General features: G+C 40.7%; 15 protein-coding genes, 1 other RNA gene and 1 pseudogene. 11 read left to right on the top strand and 6 right to left on the bottom strand.

Going from position 1 to position 21,360, the window contains the following annotated elements; translation table 11 throughout:
* The first annotated feature begins 74 nt into the window (after positions 1–74).
* Positions 75–1,069, top strand: a pseudogene (locus tag AU255_RS07570) (IS30 family transposase).
* Positions 1,070–1,076: 7 nt separating this feature from the next.
* Positions 1,077–3,863, top strand: a complete 2,787-nt coding sequence (locus tag AU255_RS07565; RefSeq protein WP_080522307.1) for a hypothetical protein — start codon at positions 1,077–1,079, stop codon at positions 3,861–3,863.
* Between the two features lie 565 nt (positions 3,864–4,428).
* Here AU255_RS07565 and ssrA read toward each other — a convergent pair.
* Positions 4,429–4,806, bottom strand: a transfer-messenger RNA (tmRNA) gene (gene ssrA / locus AU255_RS07560).
* A 182-nt stretch (positions 4,807–4,988) separates the two neighbouring features.
* On the opposite strand from ssrA, the gene AU255_RS07555 reads away from it, so the two are divergent.
* Positions 4,989–5,462: a hydrogenase maturation protease gene (locus AU255_RS07555; protein WP_080522306.1), complete on the top strand. Its 474-nt coding sequence runs from the start codon at positions 4,989–4,991 to the stop codon at positions 5,460–5,462.
* A gap of 180 nt (positions 5,463–5,642) precedes the next feature.
* On the opposite strand, the gene AU255_RS07550 is transcribed toward AU255_RS07555, so the two are convergent.
* On the bottom strand, positions 5,643–6,713 hold the full coding sequence (locus AU255_RS07550; RefSeq protein ID WP_080522305.1) for a helix-turn-helix transcriptional regulator: 1,071 nt from the start codon (positions 6,711–6,713) through the stop codon (positions 5,643–5,645).
* Between the two features lie 359 nt (positions 6,714–7,072).
* On the opposite strand from AU255_RS07550, the gene AU255_RS07545 reads away from it, so the two are divergent.
* The 7 genes from AU255_RS07545 (at position 7,073) to AU255_RS07510 (ending at position 17,761) form a co-directional block, all read left to right on the top strand.
* On the top strand, positions 7,073–8,740 hold the full coding sequence (locus tag AU255_RS07545) for an alkaline phosphatase D family protein (protein ID WP_080522304.1): 1,668 nt from the start codon (positions 7,073–7,075) through the stop codon (positions 8,738–8,740).
* Positions 8,741–9,146: 406 nt separating this feature from the next.
* Positions 9,147–10,205 (top strand): alpha/beta hydrolase family protein, encoded by a 1,059-nt coding sequence (locus AU255_RS07540; RefSeq protein WP_080522303.1) that lies wholly within the window; start codon positions 9,147–9,149, stop codon positions 10,203–10,205.
* 25 nt (positions 10,206–10,230) lie between these two features.
* Positions 10,231–11,103 carry an acetoacetate decarboxylase family protein gene (locus tag AU255_RS07535; protein ID WP_080522302.1) on the top strand — a complete coding sequence of 291 codons (873 nt, stop codon included), beginning with the start codon at positions 10,231–10,233 and terminating at the stop codon, positions 11,101–11,103.
* A gap of 40 nt (positions 11,104–11,143) precedes the next feature.
* Positions 11,144–12,694: a patatin-like phospholipase family protein gene (locus tag AU255_RS07530; RefSeq protein WP_080522301.1), complete on the top strand. Its 1,551-nt coding sequence runs from the start codon at positions 11,144–11,146 to the stop codon at positions 12,692–12,694.
* Positions 12,695–12,930: 236 nt separating this feature from the next.
* A complete protein-coding gene (locus AU255_RS07525) occupies positions 12,931–14,664 on the top strand; it encodes a GMC oxidoreductase (RefSeq protein ID WP_080522300.1) in 1,734 nt (577 codons plus the stop codon).
* A gap of 309 nt (positions 14,665–14,973) precedes the next feature.
* Positions 14,974–16,656: a metallophosphoesterase family protein gene (locus AU255_RS07520; protein ID WP_080522299.1), complete on the top strand. Its 1,683-nt coding sequence runs from the start codon at positions 14,974–14,976 to the stop codon at positions 16,654–16,656.
* Between the two features lie 280 nt (positions 16,657–16,936).
* Positions 16,937–17,761, top strand: coding sequence for a hypothetical protein (locus AU255_RS07510; RefSeq protein WP_080522297.1), 825 nt, complete (start codon positions 16,937–16,939; stop codon positions 17,759–17,761).
* Between the two features lie 171 nt (positions 17,762–17,932).
* On the opposite strand, the gene ubiA is transcribed toward AU255_RS07510, so the two are convergent.
* The gene (gene ubiA, locus AU255_RS07505; protein WP_080522296.1) at positions 17,933–18,805 is read right to left on the bottom strand and encodes a 4-hydroxybenzoate octaprenyltransferase; all 873 of its coding nucleotides are present in this window, start codon (positions 18,803–18,805) and stop codon (positions 17,933–17,935) included.
* 187 nt (positions 18,806–18,992) lie between these two features.
* Here ubiA and AU255_RS07500 point away from each other — a divergent pair, with 187 nt between their 5' ends.
* Entirely contained in the window at positions 18,993–19,286 is a 294-nt protein-coding gene (locus AU255_RS07500; RefSeq protein WP_080522295.1) for a DsrH/TusB family sulfur metabolism protein, read from the top strand.
* 39 nt (positions 19,287–19,325) lie between these two features.
* Here AU255_RS07500 and lpxK read toward each other — a convergent pair whose 3' ends face one another.
* From lpxK to AU255_RS07485, 3 genes are read right to left on the bottom strand one after another with little or no spacing between them, the layout of a single operon-like run.
* Entirely contained in the window at positions 19,326–20,315 is a 990-nt protein-coding gene (lpxK, locus tag AU255_RS07495) for a tetraacyldisaccharide 4'-kinase (RefSeq protein ID WP_080522294.1), read from the bottom strand.
* 1 nt (position 20,316) lies between these two features.
* Positions 20,317–20,727, bottom strand: a complete 411-nt coding sequence (locus tag AU255_RS07490) for an ExbD/TolR family protein (protein WP_080522293.1) — start codon at positions 20,725–20,727, stop codon at positions 20,317–20,319.
* The gene (locus AU255_RS07485) at positions 20,724–21,341 is read right to left on the bottom strand and encodes a MotA/TolQ/ExbB proton channel family protein (RefSeq protein ID WP_198942561.1); all 618 of its coding nucleotides are present in this window, start codon (positions 21,339–21,341) and stop codon (positions 20,724–20,726) included. Before AU255_RS07485 ends, AU255_RS07490 begins: the two co-directional genes overlap by 4 nt.
* Positions 21,342–21,360: the final 19 nt, after the last annotated feature.

The following is a 21,360-nucleotide window of genomic DNA, read 5'->3' as shown; positions in this document are numbered from 1 at the left end:
CTGCAACACCTCTTTAAAGGGTTAGATGGTATAGTTTCCGTCGACTAAAACCTGAAACTAAAAAGAGGTGCTCAATGAACACGTTTAACCATCTAACCCAAGAGGAAAGATTTTACATTTATACGCAACTAAAACAAGGCGTTTCTAAGAATCAAATAGCCATCACATTGGGGCGTCATAAATCGACTATTGGACGTGAAATTACGCGTAATACAGGTCAGTGTGGTTATCGTTACAAGCAAGCTGAGAGAATAGCTAAACAACGCCATATTGATAAGCCCAAAAACATCAAGATGACGGCTGAGTTACAACAGATAATAACGCCTTTAATCAAAGAGAAATGGAGCCCTGACTGTATTTCAGGACGCTTAAAACAACAAGGTAAGGACTCCGTCAGTCATGAGACTATTTACCGTTATATTTTAGCTAACAAAGCAGCCGGTGGCGATTTGTATACTTATTTGAGGCATCAAGCCAAACCTTATCGTAAGCGATATGGAAAAAATGATTATCGCGGAACGATACCCAGCCGTGTTGATATTGATGAGCGACCACAAGTGGTTGATGATAAAACGCGTTTAGGTGATTGGGAAGCAGATACTGTTATCGGTAAAGGACATAAAGGCGTATTGGTGACGCTGACTGAACGGGTCTCAAAGCTCAACTTCGCCATCTCAATTGAGCGTAAAGAATCTGAATTAACGAAAGAGGCGATTATCAATGCTCTTGAGCCTTTTAAACGTTGGGTTCACACGATTACCTTTGATAATGGACGTGAGTTTTGTGGGCATGAAGCCATTGCAAAAACACTTGACTGCGGCACTTATTTTGCCAAACCGTATCATTCGTGGCAACGAGGTTTAAATGAAAACCACAATGGCTTATTAAGGCAATACTTCCCTAAAAAAGAACCTTTGGATAAGGTAACTCAAGATGAGGTTGATAGTGCCATTACAGCACTTAATCATCGTCCAAGAAAAGGGTTAAATTACAGAACTCCATGGGAAGTATTTGCCAAATAACGGGGGTTGATATAAATAAATCACAGGGTGTTGCATTAATTGCTTGAATTCGCGATGAGTGAAGGAGCCAATATTGTGGATTCGCCCATTCTAGATTTTGCGCACTCTTCGTTAGTCGAAGATAATGGATTGATGCTGAGCGACCCTGGCTATCAAGATCTAAGCCTCGATGTGGTAATTCAACGGCTCCGCTATATCCACGCTAATCCGATGCTGCTAAAAGAGCATAGACAAAAGCTGCAAGATAGAGATCTTCGAATTCACTCTCCAGGCGTTCACCCGGAATACACCGCTATCACAGAACAACGTGCGCCGGCTTATGGCTGGGTAAGTTACGACGACTTCAAAAAAGCCTACGAGCATGATCTTTCGCTCTTCGAATCACAATTGAAAGTCGATGCCAAATTGCTCGGCAATACAATCTACTCGCGCCGCAGTGGAATTGTTAGTTCCATTCGTGCGAATTACCAGAACCCAAGCGACACTACAGAATTGGCAGCTTACATCGCGCAAATGTTGGTGGTCGCCCAGGGCATACCGCTTCCTCTTACAGTCGAGCTTAAGTCGTTATTGGCTAACAACATCATGTCCGGAAATAAAACCAGCAGTGGCAAGCCCCTATTCTTTGATACTGGTCCAACTCCTGATACTCAAGCAGAGGTAGAACAATATGTGTTACCAGATACTTATGACCGAACCATAGTTCAAGGTTCTGGAGACACCATCGGTGGACGAAGCAATGTCGGAAAAGTGATCAATACAAAACGCCCTAAGTGGGAAGGCGTTGGCGGTTGGTTAAAGGAATGGACTTTCTATGGCTTATCACCATTTCGCGATAGGAGAGAGGGACTCACCAAAGTTCTAGGCGTTAAAGACAATATTTCAAAGTTACGACAACGGCTGATATCTAAGCATCCAATCATCTTCTTACTAAGACACTATGAGCCTTTGGAATATGACAGTTATTTTTCCTGGTCAGATAAAGGCTACTTCTTAGCAAACAGTGTCCGCATGACTAATGTCGTCAACCGACATTTCCGAATAATGAAAGTGATATTGCGGTTGCACGCCGATCTAAAAAAATCAAATAAACGATTTTCAGATGAGTTTATTAAAAGCGAGACAAACACCATCGATTGGTTTAAATACAAACCCGTTTTCGAATCTGCTGGCCTGCCCTATTTTCTTAACGAAAATGATCCACTACTTGGGGCCGTTAAGGAAATATCTTCTCGCTTTCAATCAAAAACCGGCTGGATAGACTGGATTGAATTCGCACTACTAATCATTGGGCTCATTACACTATTAGCACTACCGCTAGGTTTTGCTTTGTCTCCAATTTTCCTCGGAATGATCAGCACCGCAGGTGTTGGCACTGCTTTACATCGTGCTGTTGAAGCACGTATTAATTACCAAAAAACAACATCTCAGTCACGATTCACGGAGATCGATCCGTTTTTAAAGGTAGTCGAAGTCAATGACAAACGTAACCTGACTTCGTTTTTTTTGGCACTTGAGTGTATATCGATCATACCGGTTTCTAAGTTGGCAAAATTAATCTGGAAACCCGTGCAACAAAATATCGATAGTACAGGTAAAATGGCAAGAGAAGTGCTGGAGCAAGCTAGTAAAGCAAAGTCTATTAACAAACCAGGTCTGGACAACACCAAAAGACTAACGCTAGAGTCTGACAAAGGCATCATTTCAAAACCCCATCCAAAGATTGACTCGTTAGAAGAATCAAGTATTAGCGCTCGATCAGCAAAAGAAGAAATCGAAAGGCTAAAAATTAAAAATAGACAAACCACCATCGAGCAACGACAAACTCAAAGATCAGAAGCTCTTAGGCCTGAGTTACAAGGTAAACCAAAGCCCACTAAGTATCGAGATAAAGAGACGGATATGATTGTGGAAGACATTGAACGTCAGCGCGAAACTATGCGCAAGAAAGACTTCGAAGAATTATTTGATGATGTACAACCTCGTTCCCATGCATCATCTACCAACAGCATCGTTGACGATATATCTACCCGTTTACCACCAACTGCCAACAATATTCAGTTCCTTAATCAATATCAGAGTTTAGTTAATGGTATTCCACTTAGTGGAGGTCCAGTAACTTCTGCTTCAGCGGTGTTACCCGCTGATATTGAATATGCTTTGAAACACGGATTAGGTCAAAAAAATAACTTCAAATTTCAGGCAATCTTGGATGCCGATGAGATCCGAAAACTACAAGCCAGTGAGTTTTGGCGTTTTATGAAACGAATGGGAAATTATGGAGAGAAAGCCGTTTTGGAACAGACCCTAAATGCCGCCGGTTTAAAGTTCCTGGGCGAGCAGATTTATGTTGATCTTACAATTAAGACTGCAAAAGGTAGAAAAGTCTTCCGGATCATCGATATGCTTTGCCAGGCCACTGAAGACAATGCGCTCGGATTAAAAGCAGGCCAATTCGTAGCAATCGAAGCCAAAGCATTTTACGCAAGCGCTGGACACGCACGAAAAATGACAATGCGGGGGCCACGCCAGCTGACTGCAGATGCTATTATGTTTACCCAACAGACAACGGATAGTGCTAATAATGCAATTGCAGCCCAGACTCGATTCGCTGGCAAAGCAGCGGCAGCTGTAAATGTTAACGGCAGGCCCAAAGGACTTTCTGGTTTATTGACCGGATCGATCCCAACCATTGAAATTCAGATTCCAATTACACACATGGGCAAACCACCTCCTCCCTATTGGGGGGGGGCAAAAACAGTTGCATGGACTACTCAGCTGGGACCAAACTATGGCGTAGTCGATGATTTAGAACTAAGTAGGGGAATTTTAGATTTTTAGAAAAAAAGAAAGCGAGGCAGTCGACAGTTAAGGAGATTAAAGAACAGCTAAAGAGCCTACAAAGTAAGGAGTATGGTTGTCAGGGACTAACTAAGTCAGAAAGTCGTTGCACCAAGCAAGCAAAAGTACAAACTAACTGGCATGGAGTAGAAATAAATACCTGCTTACAGCACAAAGCAATAAAAAGGTAGGCTCCAAACGAGGCATTGTTGGGTTACGATATCTACGCTTCGCTAGATAAGCTAACCCAACCCACAGGGTAACCTTTTGTTTAATATAGATTTATTCCTTGACTTAATGGCAGTGATGCTTTCAGCAGGAATCTTGTGGGCTAAGCAAAGATTCTCGATAAAGCTTGTGCCCAAGCTTGACTGGGTAGACTGCGAAAATGACGAGACGCTTAATATACTGATATTTTAAAATTTATTTTAAAATGGCTGTAAGTTGTACGTAATCAGGTAATATTTTATGCAACCTTGTAGGATGCTACAGGCATAAAAAAACCCGATAACCTAGCATTAACAGGGTTTTTCGGGTATTTTTAAAGTTTTATAAAACGTAATCTTGGTGGAGACGGGGGGAATCGAACCCCCGTCCGCAAGCACTCCGCCTTTGGATCTACATGTTTATTCCGCGCTTTTGATTTAGCTAGAAGCTACCCGTCGGACCAAGATACTTTTAGCGATTTCGATTGGATTTAGCGTGTTTGAACTCCGAACAAAGTTCTTAACGCGATCTTATGTAGAGTGACTCCTGAGTGTTCCGAAGAACCTACCCGCATAAGCACAGATAGTCAGGAGAATGGTGCTGTGTTTAAGCAGCTAAAGCCATTGAGTAGTTTTCGTCATTTGCGAATACTTTAAGTTCAGTAGATTTTACGAGGTGTACTGTCCTCGACATGCCCCTAAGGTTTTGCTACCCACGTCGAAACCTGGTCGTCCCCTTTGGAATTGATATTATAATAGATTTTAATGTTGAATATATATTATATTTTTAAGGCGGGAAGTTGTTAGCCCCTTAGCACCAGGAAAATAGCCAGTATTGCTGTGATATATTTATTGAACAGAGTGTGCTAAATGTAGTTATGCGCTAATTTTTAATCCAATAATGGGATTTATTTGAATAATGACAAATGTGTTAGTTTTTGGCTATGGTAACCTAAGTCGTGGTGATGATGCTTTAGGACCGTTACTAATTGAATATATTGAACAAAATAGCTTCTTTGAGGGGCTTGAGGTCATAACTGATTTTCAATTACAGATTGAACATGCCCTTGATCTGGAAGCTCGCCAATTGGTGTTATTTGTTGATGCCTCAGTCGCATGTGAGCAGGCTTTTTCATTTATGCAACTTGCTCCCGAACAGGACAAAAGCTATACCACTCATGCAATGAGTCCCTCTTCGGTATTATCGGTTTATCAGCGGGTTGTGCATAAACAGCCTCCCCCCAGCTTTTTATTAAGTATTCAGGGCTTGAATTTTGAATTGGGTACTGATTTGAGTGAGCAGGCATGTGCAAATTTAGTTGCAGCAAAAAACTTTGTCCAACTGTTATTGGATAAACCGGAACTGGCGTATTGGCTGGATTGCACAAAGTAGACGAGCCCGCCTGTGATCCCAAAGCAGCTTTAAGGAACGCGCATGAAGTAACTTCGACACAATGGGGCGCGGATCTTTAGTCCGCCTTTTACAATGCAGACTAAAGACCTGCGCCCCATTTTAAGATGCATACCTTATTTGGTGCACGATCCTAAGTAATTGATGCGTACTTCTTTTAGCTTATAAAGCTGACAGGGTAATTAATTTCTTCATCAATTCCGCCTGATTATGTACATCCATTTTTTTCATGGCATGTTTAATATGATTTCTTACCGTTTCCTGGGAGCGGTGAGTACTCGTCGCTACGTCAGGAATAGAGGGCGTTTTCATAAAATGCAGAGCACAAAGGGCTTCACATCGAGAGAGTTGATAAATTTCTGACAGGCGATTCAGCGCAGGATTTTTATCTTTAGAATGCGTAAATACAAGAATAAAGCTATCTTTAAAACATTCCCATTTGTACAGGTTTTCTAAACTTGAAATGGGGATCAGTGAAATCTGACAGACATGGCATTGGTTGTGAATCGAATCTGTGCCCTGATTATTGTCAATTAATGTTAATAACTGCTGCTCAATAGCCGGAGGAGTCATACCAAACCGGTCACCAGAAATGTTGACGCAAGCCAGTTTGCCGATAATGGAAGTGTAAACAGGGTCTGAAAATAGAATATTTAAATATCGGTCAATAATAATATACCCGTCAAAATGGTCGCCCATGTAAGGTAGAATTTGACTGTTTATTTTATATCGCTGCTCACCGTGCAATGCTTTTTCTAAAGCAGGGATAGTGGATTGCAAAGTCCTGTTAATATATTGCTGTTCTTCATCACTAAACGCATTTTTACGATTTAATATCAGGCTGAGGGCATGATTATGATTGCAGGGGATCGATACACCGAACCGGTATTTCTGATTGGCTGGCAGTTTGAAGTGTCCGCTGATTTCCTGGTAATGGTTGTTGTTCAGTGTTTGATTAAAAAAAATCTTTTTTGGGCTTTTGCTAATAAGATAATTAAAGCAATCCAGTCTGTTTAAGTCATTTTCATATTTCTTCTGATACGCTGGCGGGATATTAACACTGAAAAGAAAATGCGTATTTTCTCGTTTAATGAGATCAGTAACCAGTAGAACACCGGAGCTACAATTCAATTGCCGGGTCAATTCTGTAAGAAAGTAGTTCCAGATCAGTGGATTCCCTGGAGCGTTAGCCAATATTGAATTCAGGTCTATCGCATCAGCTAGTTGAACCATTTAATTCAGCCTTTATTATTATATTTTAATAGCTTTTATCTTTATATCACGACACTGATACATAGCCAAAGAGTCAGATAGATAAATCAACCTACCTGGCTAAACATGATGACCTGCAATTCACAGCAAATTTCCAGAGACGGGCTATAATTGCTGTATCAACTAAAAAACAGAATCAGGATGAAAAAGAATAAAGTCCCGTTTCAAAAAGGTATAGTTTGCCTCTAAGGAAGTAATTTCTGGCCTGGTAGCCTGTTAGTAAGTCTCAAGGAAAGCATCAAAAATGTGTAGATTGGGTTAATTTTTTTAAGCAGTATTATAAACATAATCCAGCAACTTTAATTTATCAGGAGTAGATTATGAGTAGTTTACGTATTCCGGGATTAGGTCCTATTGTTGGGCATACCGCCGATGATTGTTGTCGAATCTGGATCAGGGCTGGTGATCCGGAAGATGAAAAGACTGATCTGTCTGCATCGCGGCGAACTCTTGGTATTATTACCATCATTGCTATTAATGGTAAAACCGTTACGGATTCTCCTATTTATTATTTTAGACTGCATCGAGAGTATGATCGTACCGGTACATTTCTACTAGGTAAAGAGTCTGGTATAGACTCAGCTACTGATTTTCAACCTTTACAAGCTGATACAAAATATACCGTAAGGGTCGCTACTTTAACAATTGATGATCCATTTCCCGATGACTTCATGATAAATGATCAGGAACTTGTCTCTCGATTACCTGATGCAAAAGTCTGGCGAGATATTCTGTTAGATGATCAGCAACTGGAGGGTGTCCGTTCCATTGCAGAATTCCAGACATTTCCTGATGCCAACAAGCTGATTGATCAATATAGTTTTATTCTAGGTTCTTGCCGGTTTCCTGGCATACTCTGGCGAACTAAACATGCCGATCGCATTTTTGGGCCCATTGCCAGACAAGTCTCTAAACCAAGTAAAAAGGAACCAGCACCCAGATTTGTGCTGATGGTCGGTGATCAAATATATGCGGATAAGTTAAATCGATCGGTTCCTGTGGGTCGCGCTGATACCTTTGAGGAATTTCAAGAACGTTACCAAAGCGCATTTAGTTCATTAAATATGCGTGAGCTGCTACGTATTGTACCTCAATATATGATTCTGGATGATCATGAGATTGAGGATAACTGGACTCAAGATCGCTTTGTGAATGGATCAAAACGTCAATTATTCGTGTTGGCCATGAATGCTTATATGAGCTATCAATGGTGCCACGGACCAAGAACGTTTGGTACACGTTTATATTACACCTTTGAATGTGGAGGTTACCCGTATTTTGTGCTGGATACCCGGACACAACGATATCTGAATACTGAAAATAAGGATCTAAGTGAAAATCATATGCTGGGTAGGCCTGCACTGGGTGGTGAGCCAAATCAATTATCACGCATGCTGGAATGGCTACTTAATCAACAAAACCAGCGTGGGAATACGCCAAAATTTCTGGTTACTTCTAGTGTGTTTGCTCCTAACCCAATTGATGCCAGAGAAAAGTCAAGTAAATGCAATAAAGAAGAGAGTGATTCCTGGCCTGCCTACCCTACGACAAAAAAAGTTCTGCTGGATTATATTGTAGAAAATAATATTCAAAATGTTATTTTTTTATCTGGCGATATTCATTGCTCGAATGTTGCGCAAATCATTTTTTCCGGTACTGAAGAGGCTAATAATCTAAGGGCATTTTCTATCACTTCTTCAGCCTTTTACTGGCCATTCCCTTTTGCAGATGGCGACCCATCCAACTATGTTCATGACTCAACTCTGGAAAATCAACAGGATACCTTTGACCTGGCGAATGGTGTCAAAATGGATTACAAAGCGGATAATTTCACACAAGAAGATAATTTTTGCCGGCTTGATATAGATCGAAATAAACAGCGGCTCACTGTTCGAGCATTTGACAAGGAAGGAAACCTTATTAAGGAAGAGATGCAGAGCGGTAAAATTAAAAAAATTGAAACTAAACTCAAATTGGCAGAATGGTAAGGAAAAGAATAATCTATTTTAACTTTCCCCCTCTTCCCTGTGGAGCCTGGGGGAAAACGTCTCAGAAAGTGAACGGTTACATTTGTTTAACTCTTTTTGTAGACGTCGTTACCTAACGTTATTGGATAGATAAGTAAAAAGGGCATTATTTTGACCCATATGGGTCATTTGTTTTTAGGGTAAATGGTGTATTCTTATCCTCTTAAACCTTTTGTCGCTGATTTGCTAACGCTCTTAGTCTTTTTTTTTGAAAGTTTTTCCAATCAGGAGATGTGCCGCAAATAACTTGAGTAAGCTGTTTTTTTTGAGAGCGCGGACGGCCGGTCTGCAAGTGTATTCAAGCCCCCTGCGCTCATAACATGAAAAATTTATTTTATGCATATTCCTAAGCTATAAGGAGTCAAAAATGGTAGCCGAAGTCCCCGCTTTTAAACACAAATATACTGAAAGAGTCATTCCTTTTACTGCAGGGGATGGGATGGCATTAAACCTGATTAATGTTCAAGGAGAAAAGCCGCCCAGTAAATGTCCTGTGCTTTTAGTTCATGGTGCTGGCGTACGTGCCAATATTTTTCGGGCACCAGTAGAGGTGACGATTGTCGATGCATTAATAGCACAGGGCTATGATGTCTGGCTGGAAAACTGGAGGGCAAGCATCGATTTTGCGCCGAACTTATGGACGCTGGATCAGGCAGCCTTATATGATCATCCTCAGGCGGTAAAAACGGTTATTGCAGAAACAGGCGTCAGTGAGATCAAGGCGATTATCCATTGCCAGGGCTCAACCAGTTTTACCATGTCCGCAATGGCCGGATTAATTCCAGAAGTCACAACCATTGTAAGTAATGCCGTATCACTACATCCTGTGGTGTCTAAATGGTCACTCTTTAAACTCACCTATTTATTACCCTTAGTTAAAGTCATGAGCCAGTATCTCAATCCTCACTGGGGTGTACAGGCGCCTACGTTGATTGCAAAAATAATAACCTTGTTAGTCAATCTGACCCATCATGAATGCAATAATGCCGTTTGTAAGCAAGTCAGCTTTACTTATGGCAGCGGCTTTCCAGCGCTGTGGAGTCATGAAAATTTGAATGAGGAAACCCATGAATGGTTGAAGGAGGAATTTGCTGCCGTTCCTTTATGCTTTTTTGAACAAATTACCCGCTGCATCAACGTTGGAAATCTGGTTTCTGTTCAGGGATTTAAAGAATTACCAGATGATTTTGTCCAGGCAACGCCTAAAACAGACGCACGATTCGCTTTTTTTACCGGTGCAAACAATTTATGTTTTCTGCCTCAAAGTCAGCTAAACACTTATGAGTACTTTTCTGCTCTGCGTCAAAATTACCATACACTTCACATCCTGCCTGATTACGGGCACCTTGATGTGTTTATGGGTAAAAATGCGGCACAAGATACCTTTCCTTTAATTATTCAAGAACTGGAAAAAACTAACACTTAATAAACACTGCTCAAGAGGTAATAATATGTTTTGCATTCCCCAGCGTATAAAGCAATATACCGGTCGTTATTCATTAGTGGACGGGATTCCCTTTAAGCTTCCCGTCAATACCAGTAATTCACCTGCATTGATGGCTATTTTTCCAATAAATCCGGAGAAAGCAAAGCAGTTTCTTCCCGCAGGTATCCATCCATTTCGTCTATGGAAAAAAGCTTTACTGGTTATTACCGTGATTGACTATAAAGAAACGACTATCGGTAAGTATATCGAATACAGTATTGCGATAGCGTGTACTCATGGGGCAAAACCAGCACCCAGATTATTACCTGCTATATTTATGAATTTCTTTAAAACAGGTCAATACGTTGTGGATTTGCCAGTTTCCTCTGAAATATCAGTTAAAGGTGGCAAGGGAATATGGGGTATGCCAAAACATCAAGGTCATTTGAATTTTGAAATAGAGGACAATAAAGTAAGCAGCCAATATGATCTGGATGGCAAGTTGGTGACTTATGTTGAAATTGAAAAGCCTAAAAAAACCTGCATACCTGTAAAAACCAGGGCCTCTAATTATTGTTCTTTTCGCGGTATGCTAATGAAATCGGATATTTTATTAGATACTAAATTTGGTGTGCATTTATTTAAAAAAGCCAAAGCACGTTTCGTCATTGGCGATCATCCAAGATTACAGGCGATGAAAGAACTGGAAATTGGCGAGGCTATTGCCACAATGTTCCTGCCTTCGATTAATGGCACACTGGATGATCATATAGAAAGCTGGTTTCTGGATTATGAACAGTTACCGGATACCCTACCTGAAGGCCTGGAATCGGTTATCAATCTTGGTTTAAGTGAGGAGTGGCTTAGTCCACCGACAGCGCCTATTCCAGAAAAATAAAAACTGAGGGTCTATAGTAATAGCGAGAGAATTAACTTTTATGACTAATCTAACTCATATACCGCAAGGTGCAGCGGCAGGTAATCATAATTTACCTAAAAGAGCATTAATTCTGCCCGGAGGCGGATTGCGCCTATCTTATGCAGCGGGGGCACTACAGGAAATATTTAAACACGATCTTAAGTTCCAACATATGGATGGTACGTCTGGCGGGTCACTGAATCTGGCGATGTTACTTTCCGGCGTGCCTATAGATGACATCTGTGAACGATGGCGAACTTTAGATATGTTAAATACTATTTCTTTTATGCCGCTTAAAGATATCCTCAAAGTCAAAGATTTTAAAGGTGCAAGTAGTTCACAAGGGTTCCGCGAGCAGGTTTACCCTCATTTGGGTATTAATTTTGAAAAGATTCGTGCCGCAGAAGGGGTTCAGGGAACCTTCAATGTGTGTAATTTCAGTACTAAAATGAATGAGGTGATCGAACATCAGGATATGACTGAAGATTTCTTAATTGCAGGCATGTCGCTTCCCGGTACCTTACCACCCGTTATCATCAATGATATCGCTTATCTGGATTCGGGGTTTATTCAAGATGCGAATTTAATGGAAGCCGTCAAAAGAGGCGCTAACGAGCTCTGGTTGATCTGGATTATGGGTAATGTCCCAAGATATCGAGGCGGAGCGCTTAACATCTATGTGCAAATGCTGGAAATGAGTGCAAATGGCGCCTTACAAAAAGAGTTAGAACAAATTAAACACATTAACAGCAGAATTATGCAAGGAGAACAGGTTTACGGACATCAACAACCCATTACTCTCCACTTAATCAAGCCAGAACATCCATTACCTTTGGATTCAGCACTGTATCTGGGTGAAATATCTCATGCAACTCTGATCGAAATGGGGCGGTCTGACGCGAGAGCTTACTTTAATAACATGAAACCGGAGGGGGTTCCTTTTGAACCCTATGTGACCAAAATGACAGAACTAAATCCAGGCATTCAATTTAAGGAAACAATGGCAGGTGGCTTTTCATTAGATGCAACTGACCCGGAGAAAGGGAGTAATCTCGGGAAACAGGCAGGGACTGAATTGGCAATGCATGCTCAAGTTGATATTGATGATATTGATAAATTTGTAGCGCAGCGTGATCATTCTGCAAAGTTAACGGGAACAGTTGATTTTCCACCCATGGGGATGGGAATAGCAGCGAGTACAGGTGTTTTTAATCTATTTTATCCAACAGAAGACCCTAAACTTAAATTGATGGTTTATGAACTGGGCTTCGAACATCAAGGCGAGTCTTATTATCTGGCAGGCAAGAAAAAAGTACGTGACGAGTCAATTATTGACTTATGGCCTGGTACAACTACTTTGTATACTCAATTACATAAAGGTGTCGATAAATCTGGGCCGGTTGTTGGTGCCGGAATTTTAACTCTGGGCGTTACCGACTTGTTAAAACTGGTCTCAACGATAGAAGTGTTACACACCAGTTCAAGTACGGATAAGCTAAAAACTATCGGTACATTTGGAAAGTTTTTTATGGGTGAACTTTGGGATAGCTATGTTAAGCATGCAGGATAAGACGCAATAATTTTTTGTACGCGCGGCCTTTAGCCGCGATAGCAACATTATCAATCGGGGCTAAAGGACCGCGCGTGCAATTTGGCATTAAAATACTTTCTGGTTTCCATGCACTTTTGCCTGTATAGCTAGCGGGAAATACCAGGTTTCATGCCGCTGTATGACATATGTAAGACATTCCCATGTTCTAAATGGAAATATATAAAAAATTTAATTAAACCATTGAGGAAAATTCTATGGCAATAAAATATGATTATGAAGCGATTGTTATCGGTAGCGGTTTTGGCGGTTCCATTAATACCTGTCGTTTAGCAAAAAAATGGCCCGGTAAAGTGATGTTACTGGAGCGTGGCAAGCGCTATCCCATGGGGTCGTTTCCGCGTAAACCACATGATATGGCCAATAATTTCTGGAATATTGTGCGTGAAGGACGTAATAGACCTAAAAATATCGGCAGTACTGATAGCCATGGTATGTTTGATATACGTCTGTTTGATCATATTGATGCGTTAGTTTGTGCAGGTTTGGGTGGTGGCTCGCTGATATATGCCAATGTGTTTTTGCAGCCGCCCGATGCAGTATTTGACGAAAACTGGCCAGAAACCTGCAAAAAGGAAGTCTTACAACCTTATTACCAGGCAGCTAAATCAGTGCTGGGGGCAAGACCTATTCCACAAAATGATGATCCGCGTCGACAAATTATTCGCACTGAGTTATTTAATGATTTTGCCAAACATGATGGTCATGATTCTGAATTAGTCGATATCAATGTGTTCTTTGGCAATGACTTTGAGAAGCCATTAGATATTGGCGTTCAGGAAAAAAATAGATATGGTGCAATACAAACCTCCTGTGTTTATTGTGCTGAATGCGATGTTGGCTGCAATACGCATTCAAAAAATACAGTCGATTTAAATTATTTGTTTGTTGCTGAAAATGAGCATAAGGCGCAAATACAAACAGAGGTGCTGGCAGAAAAAATTGTGCCCTTAAATGAACAAGGCGCCGAGGATCCGGCTGCAACAGGGGATTATGGCTATAAAGTTTTCTGGTTAGACCTGAATAATGCCAAGACTGAATGCAGTGCAATTACACAGAGAGTTGTCGTTTCAGCAGGTACACTAGGATCTAATGAGCTATTAATGCGTTGTCGGGATATCTACAAAACATTGCCTGATATTAATGACAACCTGGGTAAACATTTCTCGGGAAATGGTGATTTCTTATCATTTGTTATTGAAGGAGAAAAGCCTGCCGACCCAAATTATGGCCCGGTTATCACTCAGAAAACTGATTACAATTTATTTAAGAATTTCGATAAAGAGCGTGCTTTTGTACTGGAAGATGCAAGTTACCCCAATTTTGCTGCATGGTATGTTGAAGGCATCAAACCTGGTTTATCTCATTTCAATGCTTTTGTTAGAACAGCTAAACTTTTTACAGCCCGTTTTTTACAGGGCATCACTACAGGGCCTATAGGCTATGCCTTTAATGAACTATTAAAGGGAGATGCGTCGTTTAACAGCGTTGTCTTGTTATGTATGGGCTTAGATAAAAGTAACGGTACGATAAAACTGGGTGATAAGGGCTTTATTAATATTGATTGGCCTTATAAAGATAGCATGTCCTTGTATCAGGCAATTCTGGATGTAGGTAAACGCTTTAAGGAATGGACCGGCGGCAAGGTGTTTATTCCGCTTCCCAACTGGCTATGGCCTATGAAAAGCAATATTACCGTACATTCTCTGGGAGGATGTCGGTTAGCTGACAGCCCTGAAAATGGAGTAACCAGTGCCAATGTTGAAACCTTCGGTCAGGTCTTTGGCTATACAGGCTTATATGTTGCTGATGGGGCATTGTTACCCACTGCTGTCGGTGCGAATCCAGTCGCCACAATATCTGCATTATCCGAGCGTGTGGCAGAGGGGATTACAGGTATAAGTCCTGATACGGGAGGTAAATTATCCTAGAAAATTAACAGGGCTGGGATTTATAGTGTAATAAACTGGATTGAACCTGGAAACATAAGCTAAACATTGAATTTGTGGAAATCCGGGCAAAAGACATCAGGAAATGGAAAGTAAGTAATAAATTTTATATGCAACCATCTGCTTTTATGGCTAGTGTTTAACTGATATTCTCAGGTTTAAAGTGTCTAAAAAAATCCTGGTTTTTCATAAGCTTCAGTGGGTATTTTTTAAGTACAGTAGAATCAGGAACTAGCACTAGAAACTGAAAGTAACTGGCTTTTACAGGATTATATAAAGAGGCAAAAAGGTATGAATACTGACACAAGCAATTCACATAGTCTGAAATCTGCATGGCTGAAAGTGGTTCAGTTTGCAGGCTATGCAGCGGTCGAAAATCAGTATATGGAATTAATTGCTGAAACACATAAAGACAATAAACGTGGAAACCGTCTTTGCGTTTGTGTCAGTGATATTCATTTAACGGATGGAACTGTCGGCTTTCAGAATCTGGGCAAATTTATCTGGGATAGCTTTTATGATTCACTGGTAGAGCGCTGTAAAACCTATTATATCAATGAGGTTTTGTTTGTTCTGGATGGTGATATCGTAGACATGATCCGTAGCGGTCGATGGGCAGAGAAAGGCATTTATCCATGGGAGCGTGACCGTGAACAGGAATTCTCTGACGTTGTTAATCTAATCATTAAAGACATCGTCGAAAATAAGCATAGGGATTTTTTTGCATCACTGTCAAGCTTAGCAGACCGCTTGGAAAGAGATGTAGCAGGAATCGTTAAGGATAAAGTAAAAATTGTCATTACTATCGGTAATCATGACAAGGAATTGTTCTGTGATCAAAAAGCATTAAGCTATTTTTATGAACAGGGATTAGGCATAAAAATACAGGACATCTCGCTGCAAGAACGTCAGGCTATCGGGCGTATGTACGGCAATGAAACAATGTTTGATGATAGAAGCGTTGCGCCGTATTTACCTTTTTATTATGGTGATACCGGATTCCGTTTTTTTACCACGCATGGTCAATGGCGAGATAAAGCGAATAGTCGAGAGGTTGACCCAAAAAAGGATTCAACGGGCTGGTCAGTTGCGGATGGCTGGAGCATTGAGAAGTGGAAAAAATTACACTACTCGCCTTTTTTTCTGCCCTGTTTTGGCGATTCAGTAGCAGCAGGTGTGCTATCAACTTTTATCTACAAAGTAAAAGATCAGTTAGAAAAAGAAGGCTATAAAAATAAACGATTAAATTGTATTCTGGATGAGCTGGATTTATATCGTCCTACCTATACAGCGTTAACAAGAATTCTTGTCGAAGCAGATCGAATGCGCGGTGAAAACAAACAAGCACAAAGCAATCAGGTGCTTGAAACAACACGTCTAAAACAGAAAAATGCCATACATATCATTGAAGATACACTTTATCGTTGTATTATCGAATGGCTGAGCTGGGATTTTACTTATCAGACCTCCCCTGTTATCCGGCGTATTGGCTTTAGAATAGTCAAGAAAATGCTTGTCTTGCTACAAAAAATTGGTTATGGCCTGGAAATTACCGCTATTGCCTGGTTAATGAAATTTCTTGCCCTTATCGACCGACATCATAATAAAGGTGTAAATTTGCGGGAAATGCGTAAATTTCCCGCTTTTTTACCTGAATACCTGCATTATGGATTCCAGATACACGGAGAAGGTCATACCCATATTCCTTTACAGGAACAGCCCGATATTGGTGGCAAACACCCGAGTACTTATATAAATTTCGGTACCTGGCGAGATCAGATACTGCCCAGAAAAGATCAGGGATATAGACGCCAGGGTGTATTGCGTAGTTTATATATTCTGGATTTAGAAAATAAAAGTAAAAAGGTAACTGAGCCAGAACGCGCGTTTGATTATTTTGTTGAAGACATAGTTCACTGGAGTGATTTCAAAGACAAGATGGACCAAAGTGGCAAGGCTGAGCCGAAAATTTAATCTGTTTTTTGCATTAGTTTAGGTATCGCAATATAACCTCCCACAACCCCATTCATCTAATCAGATTTACTCGCTCTTTATGGATGTTCATACTGGAACCGGGGGGAAAACAAGGGGCTGATAAATGGATAAGAAATTTATATTTTCTTTTTTGTTATCCGAAGCCAACTTTGATCGTATTCATTGCTGAAAATCAGGTGAGACAGAGCTTAAAAATGGGGTCGGTATACTTATGCAGTATTGATCTCTATATCATAGAAATTTTGTTTGGGAGAAAAAAATGAAAACCAGTGATATCCGTCTGATCCAGAAAAAACTATTTGATACTCGCCTTTATACTGGCGCTATAGATGGCAAGCGAGGGACGCAAACCAACACAGCAATTGAAAAAGCTTTAGCTCAAAGAAGCTCCAGTCTTCCTGATGACTGGCAAAACTGGTCAGACAAAAGACAGGCTATTGCTTATTTACAATTACTTTGTCATGAAAACAATATAGACGCCGGGAAGATTGATGGCTTCAATGGGCCTACAACTGCAAGTGCCGTTAAACAACTTTCTGCTCTACTTGCTACGGGATCGATTCCACGTGGCTTTGGTGATATTAATCCTAGACGAATTAATCCGCATAACTTTCCTTTAGAAAATATTAATTCCCTTAACGAATTTTATGGTAAACCTTGTGAAATTCCTTTGGTTCAAGTGCCCTGCCCCTGGAACCTTCGTCTGGATTGGGATCTTAGGACCACCACAAACAAAATTACCATACATAAGAAACTGGCTGATAGTCTCGCTGGTATTCTGCAAAATACCTATGACACATATGGCATTAATGGAATTAAACAATTTGGCCTGGATCGTTATGGCGGCAGTATGAATTGTCGTAAAAAACGCGGCAGTGTTTCAGCCTGGTCAACTCATGCCTGGGGGATTTCTATCGACTGGTTTCCATCAAGAAATAAATTACACTGGGACAGTCAAAAAGCAAGTCTGGCTCATCCGGATTTAGATGCATGGTGGGCATTATGGGAGCAGGAGGGCTGGCTAAGTCTGGGGCGTACCGAGAATCGTGACTGGATGCATATTCAAGCGGCAAAACGGGGGTAGTAAGAAGGAGCACAATACAGACCAAATCTTTACGGGGAGCCGCGCCCTTCTCGGCTCCCGCCTTCCTGAAGTACTGTAGGTGCGGATCTGTGCATGGCTCGCATCATGCCTATTGCACCAGAAATTACTCGCACCTTAAATTAAAAGTAATGAAATACATCAAGCTCACTATTAATTAAAAGAAAATTCCAATACCAGGCCGACAAAAATCGTTAAACCAAACAAATTACTATTTAAAAATGCTTTAAAACAATCAGCTTTTTTACGATGAAAAATCAGTTTTTGCTGATAGATAAAAAAACCACTTGCGCATAACAGGGTTACATAATAAATCCAGGATAAATCCTGCATACGCCCTATTTGAATCAACAAAAGCATTATTATTATTTGCAGTATGGCCATGATTTCGCGTTCTTTATCGCCAAATAAAATCGCTGTTGATTTAACGCCTATTTTTAAATCATCTTCTTTATCAACCATTGCATACATCGTGTCATAGACCATAGCCCACAAGGCAGTTGCCAGATACAACAACCAGGCGACAGCAGGAATTTCATTACTTTGTGCGGCAAATGACATAGGCACGGCCCAGCCGAATGCAATACCCAGATAAGCCTGGGGTAACTGCGTATAGCGTTTCATAAACGGATAGCTAGCTGCCAGAAAAGCACCGCCAAAAGATAGCATGATGGTGTATTGATTGAGCAATAAGACTAATCCGAAGGCACTTACACATAATATACCAAACAAAGCCAAAGCCTCTTTTGGTTTAACGTCCCCGGATGCCATAGGCCTTAATTTTGTACGTTCCACATGCGGATCAAAATCTCTGTCCGCGTAGTCATTAATAACGCACCCTGCGGCACGCATTAATACCACACCAAGACAAATCACTGCCAATACCAGAATATTCGGTAGCCCTGAACTCGCTATCCAGAGCGCCCATAAAGCAGGCCACAATAAGATTAATATTCCAATTGGCTTATTAAATCGCGCTAGTATCCAATACTGTTGAGCCCTATCCAAAATTTTTTCTTTATTCACAACAACAACTCTATTTAAATAAATTCAACAACTTACCAATGTCAACTTAATATATTACATTAAATTTAAGTAATCTATTTGGAAAGTCAATAAAAATGTACTAATATTATTAATATCTTTATATTTTATATATTTACATTAACTATTTAATGTAAATTTTCTATAAAAATACTAGGCAGGTAAACTTATGTTACATATTATCGATAAATTCCCCATCCAACTTTCCTTTTTAGAACAAATGCACTCAGGCGACACGCTTATCTTAAAAGATAATGCTGTCTACGCTGCTAAACAAGATAATATCAAGGCGGCGCTGACCAGCAAGACATTTGCTCATCTTAATCTTTGCGTCAGTAAAGCTGATTTAGCAATACGCAATATCTCAAACGGTGAGCTTATTCGTGGCGTGGCAATTATTGACAGTGCTGACGAGTATCAAGAATATCTCGCACAAAATATAGTTTTTTTATCGTGCAACTAAATCAGCATTCAACGCTTGATGAGAATGAAAGTTACAGACTTATTTTGTTTTTAATAAAGCAATAAGCTTTTCCATAAAGCTGCCCTCCACCGTCGCTTTTACAGGAACATACCAGTGCTGTGCGGATGAAAAGGAGCGACACTTGACCGCATCTTTTTCGGTCATCAGAACCGCCTCCGCTGCATTAAATAGAATATCTTTCTCGGTAAATGCATAATGGTCTGGAAAGGGATGCGCCTGGCACACTACGCCCTGTTTTTCCAGTAAATCAAAAAAGCTTTGTGGATTACCAATACCGGCTAAGGCATGACACTGCATATCTCTAAATTCTGCTAAAGGTTTATGTTCCTGGGTTTGCATATTAACCGCATCCCCCCCCTCCAGTTGCATCAGAATTTCATTCTCTTCTGCTTCGCCTCCGTTACAAATAACAAAATCAACTTCTTGTATACGCTCTTGTGGCTCGCGTAAAGGCCCTGAAGGCAAGCAAAAATTATTGCCAAAGCGGCGCACTCCATCAATCACGACAATCTCAATATCGCGATACAAAGCATAATGCTGCAGGCCATCATCTGAAATGATCACATCTATACTGGCATTTTCCAGTAACAGTCTGGCGGAATCCGCCCTTACTGGTCCAACTGCAACAGGACATCCGGTCTGCTGAGCAATCAGTAAAGGCTCATCACCAATTATTGCTGCATCACTATCTACATTTACTCTGGCCGGCCAGGTTGCAGATTGCCCGCCATAACCACGGCTAATCACTGCCGGGGTATACCCAGCAGCTATTAACTGTTCAACCAGATAAATAACCACTGGCGTTTTTCCGGTACCACCCACGGTTATATTGCCGACAACAATCACAGGTACAGGCAATTTGTCTACCGACTTATAACCTTTTTTATACAGCCAGCGTCTAAACCTTGTTACATCTCTGAAGATAAATGACAAAGGCATAAGCCAGGTACCAATAAAATGATCTTTATACCAGACTTCATCGACAAACTTAGCGATTAATTGTTGCATATTATTCTCGTTTCTGCGTTGCAAAAGTGATGCTGGAAAAACCTGCCGTTGATGCAATATCCAGAACTGAAATTGCTGACTGCACGGGTGCACCAGCATCCGCACTAATAATTAAAGGAATATTTTTATTGTTTTTACTCGCCGTTAATTCCCTGGCTAATGTATCCAGACTATTGTCACTCAATGCTTTATCATCAATAAAATACTGACCTAATTTGTCAATCGTCAACATCAATGCCTGGTTCTGCTTTTCGGCTTGTTGCCCATCCGCTTCTGGCAACATGACTTTTATAATAGATTCCCTGCTAAAAGTTGTTGTGACCATAAAAAAAATGAGCAACAAAAACACCACATCAATCATGGGTGTCATAGAAATATCCGGGGCTTTAGATTTTTTATTGCGAAAGTTCATTCTAATTCTTCATGTGTACCGTGAATTACTTCAATTAATTTTATAGATTCTTCTTCCATATTAAGAACATAGGCATCTACCAGGCCATCAAAATAACGGTGAAAAATAACACAGGGAATCGCTACAACCAGACCTGCGGCTGTGGTAATCAATGCTTCGGAAATACCTCCCGCCAAGACTGCCGGATCACCGACTCCGTGACTGACAATCGCGGCAAATACTTTAATCATTCCAACCACTGTACCCAGCAAACCAAGTAATGGTGTAATCGTGGCAATGGTACCGAGGGTATTTAAAAATCGCTCCAGTTTATGTGCGACTTGTCTGCCGGATTCAGCGATAGATTCTTTCATTACATCGCGTCCAAGGCTTCGACTCATCAGTCCGGCCGCCAAAATTCTGCCTAACGGAGAACTATCCTTTAAATGTTTTAAAGTCTTGGCATCCAGCTTTCTGGCTTTCGCCAGATTCCAGACCTGGGACACCATTTCCGGCGGTAGAATTTTCTTTTTACGCAAAGTCCAGAGACGTTCACCCACAATACCCATTGCCATAACTGAACAAAAAAGTATGGGGATCATTAATAAGCCCCCACTTTGAATTAACTCAAACACTAATTTTACCTATATTATT

The organism is Methyloprofundus sedimenti, assembly GCF_002072955.1.
Taxonomy (GTDB): Bacteria; Pseudomonadota; Gammaproteobacteria; order Methylococcales; family Methylomonadaceae; genus Methyloprofundus; species Methyloprofundus sedimenti.
Note: the sequence above shows the minus strand (reverse complement) of the source record. Positions and strands in the feature narration are given on the sequence as shown.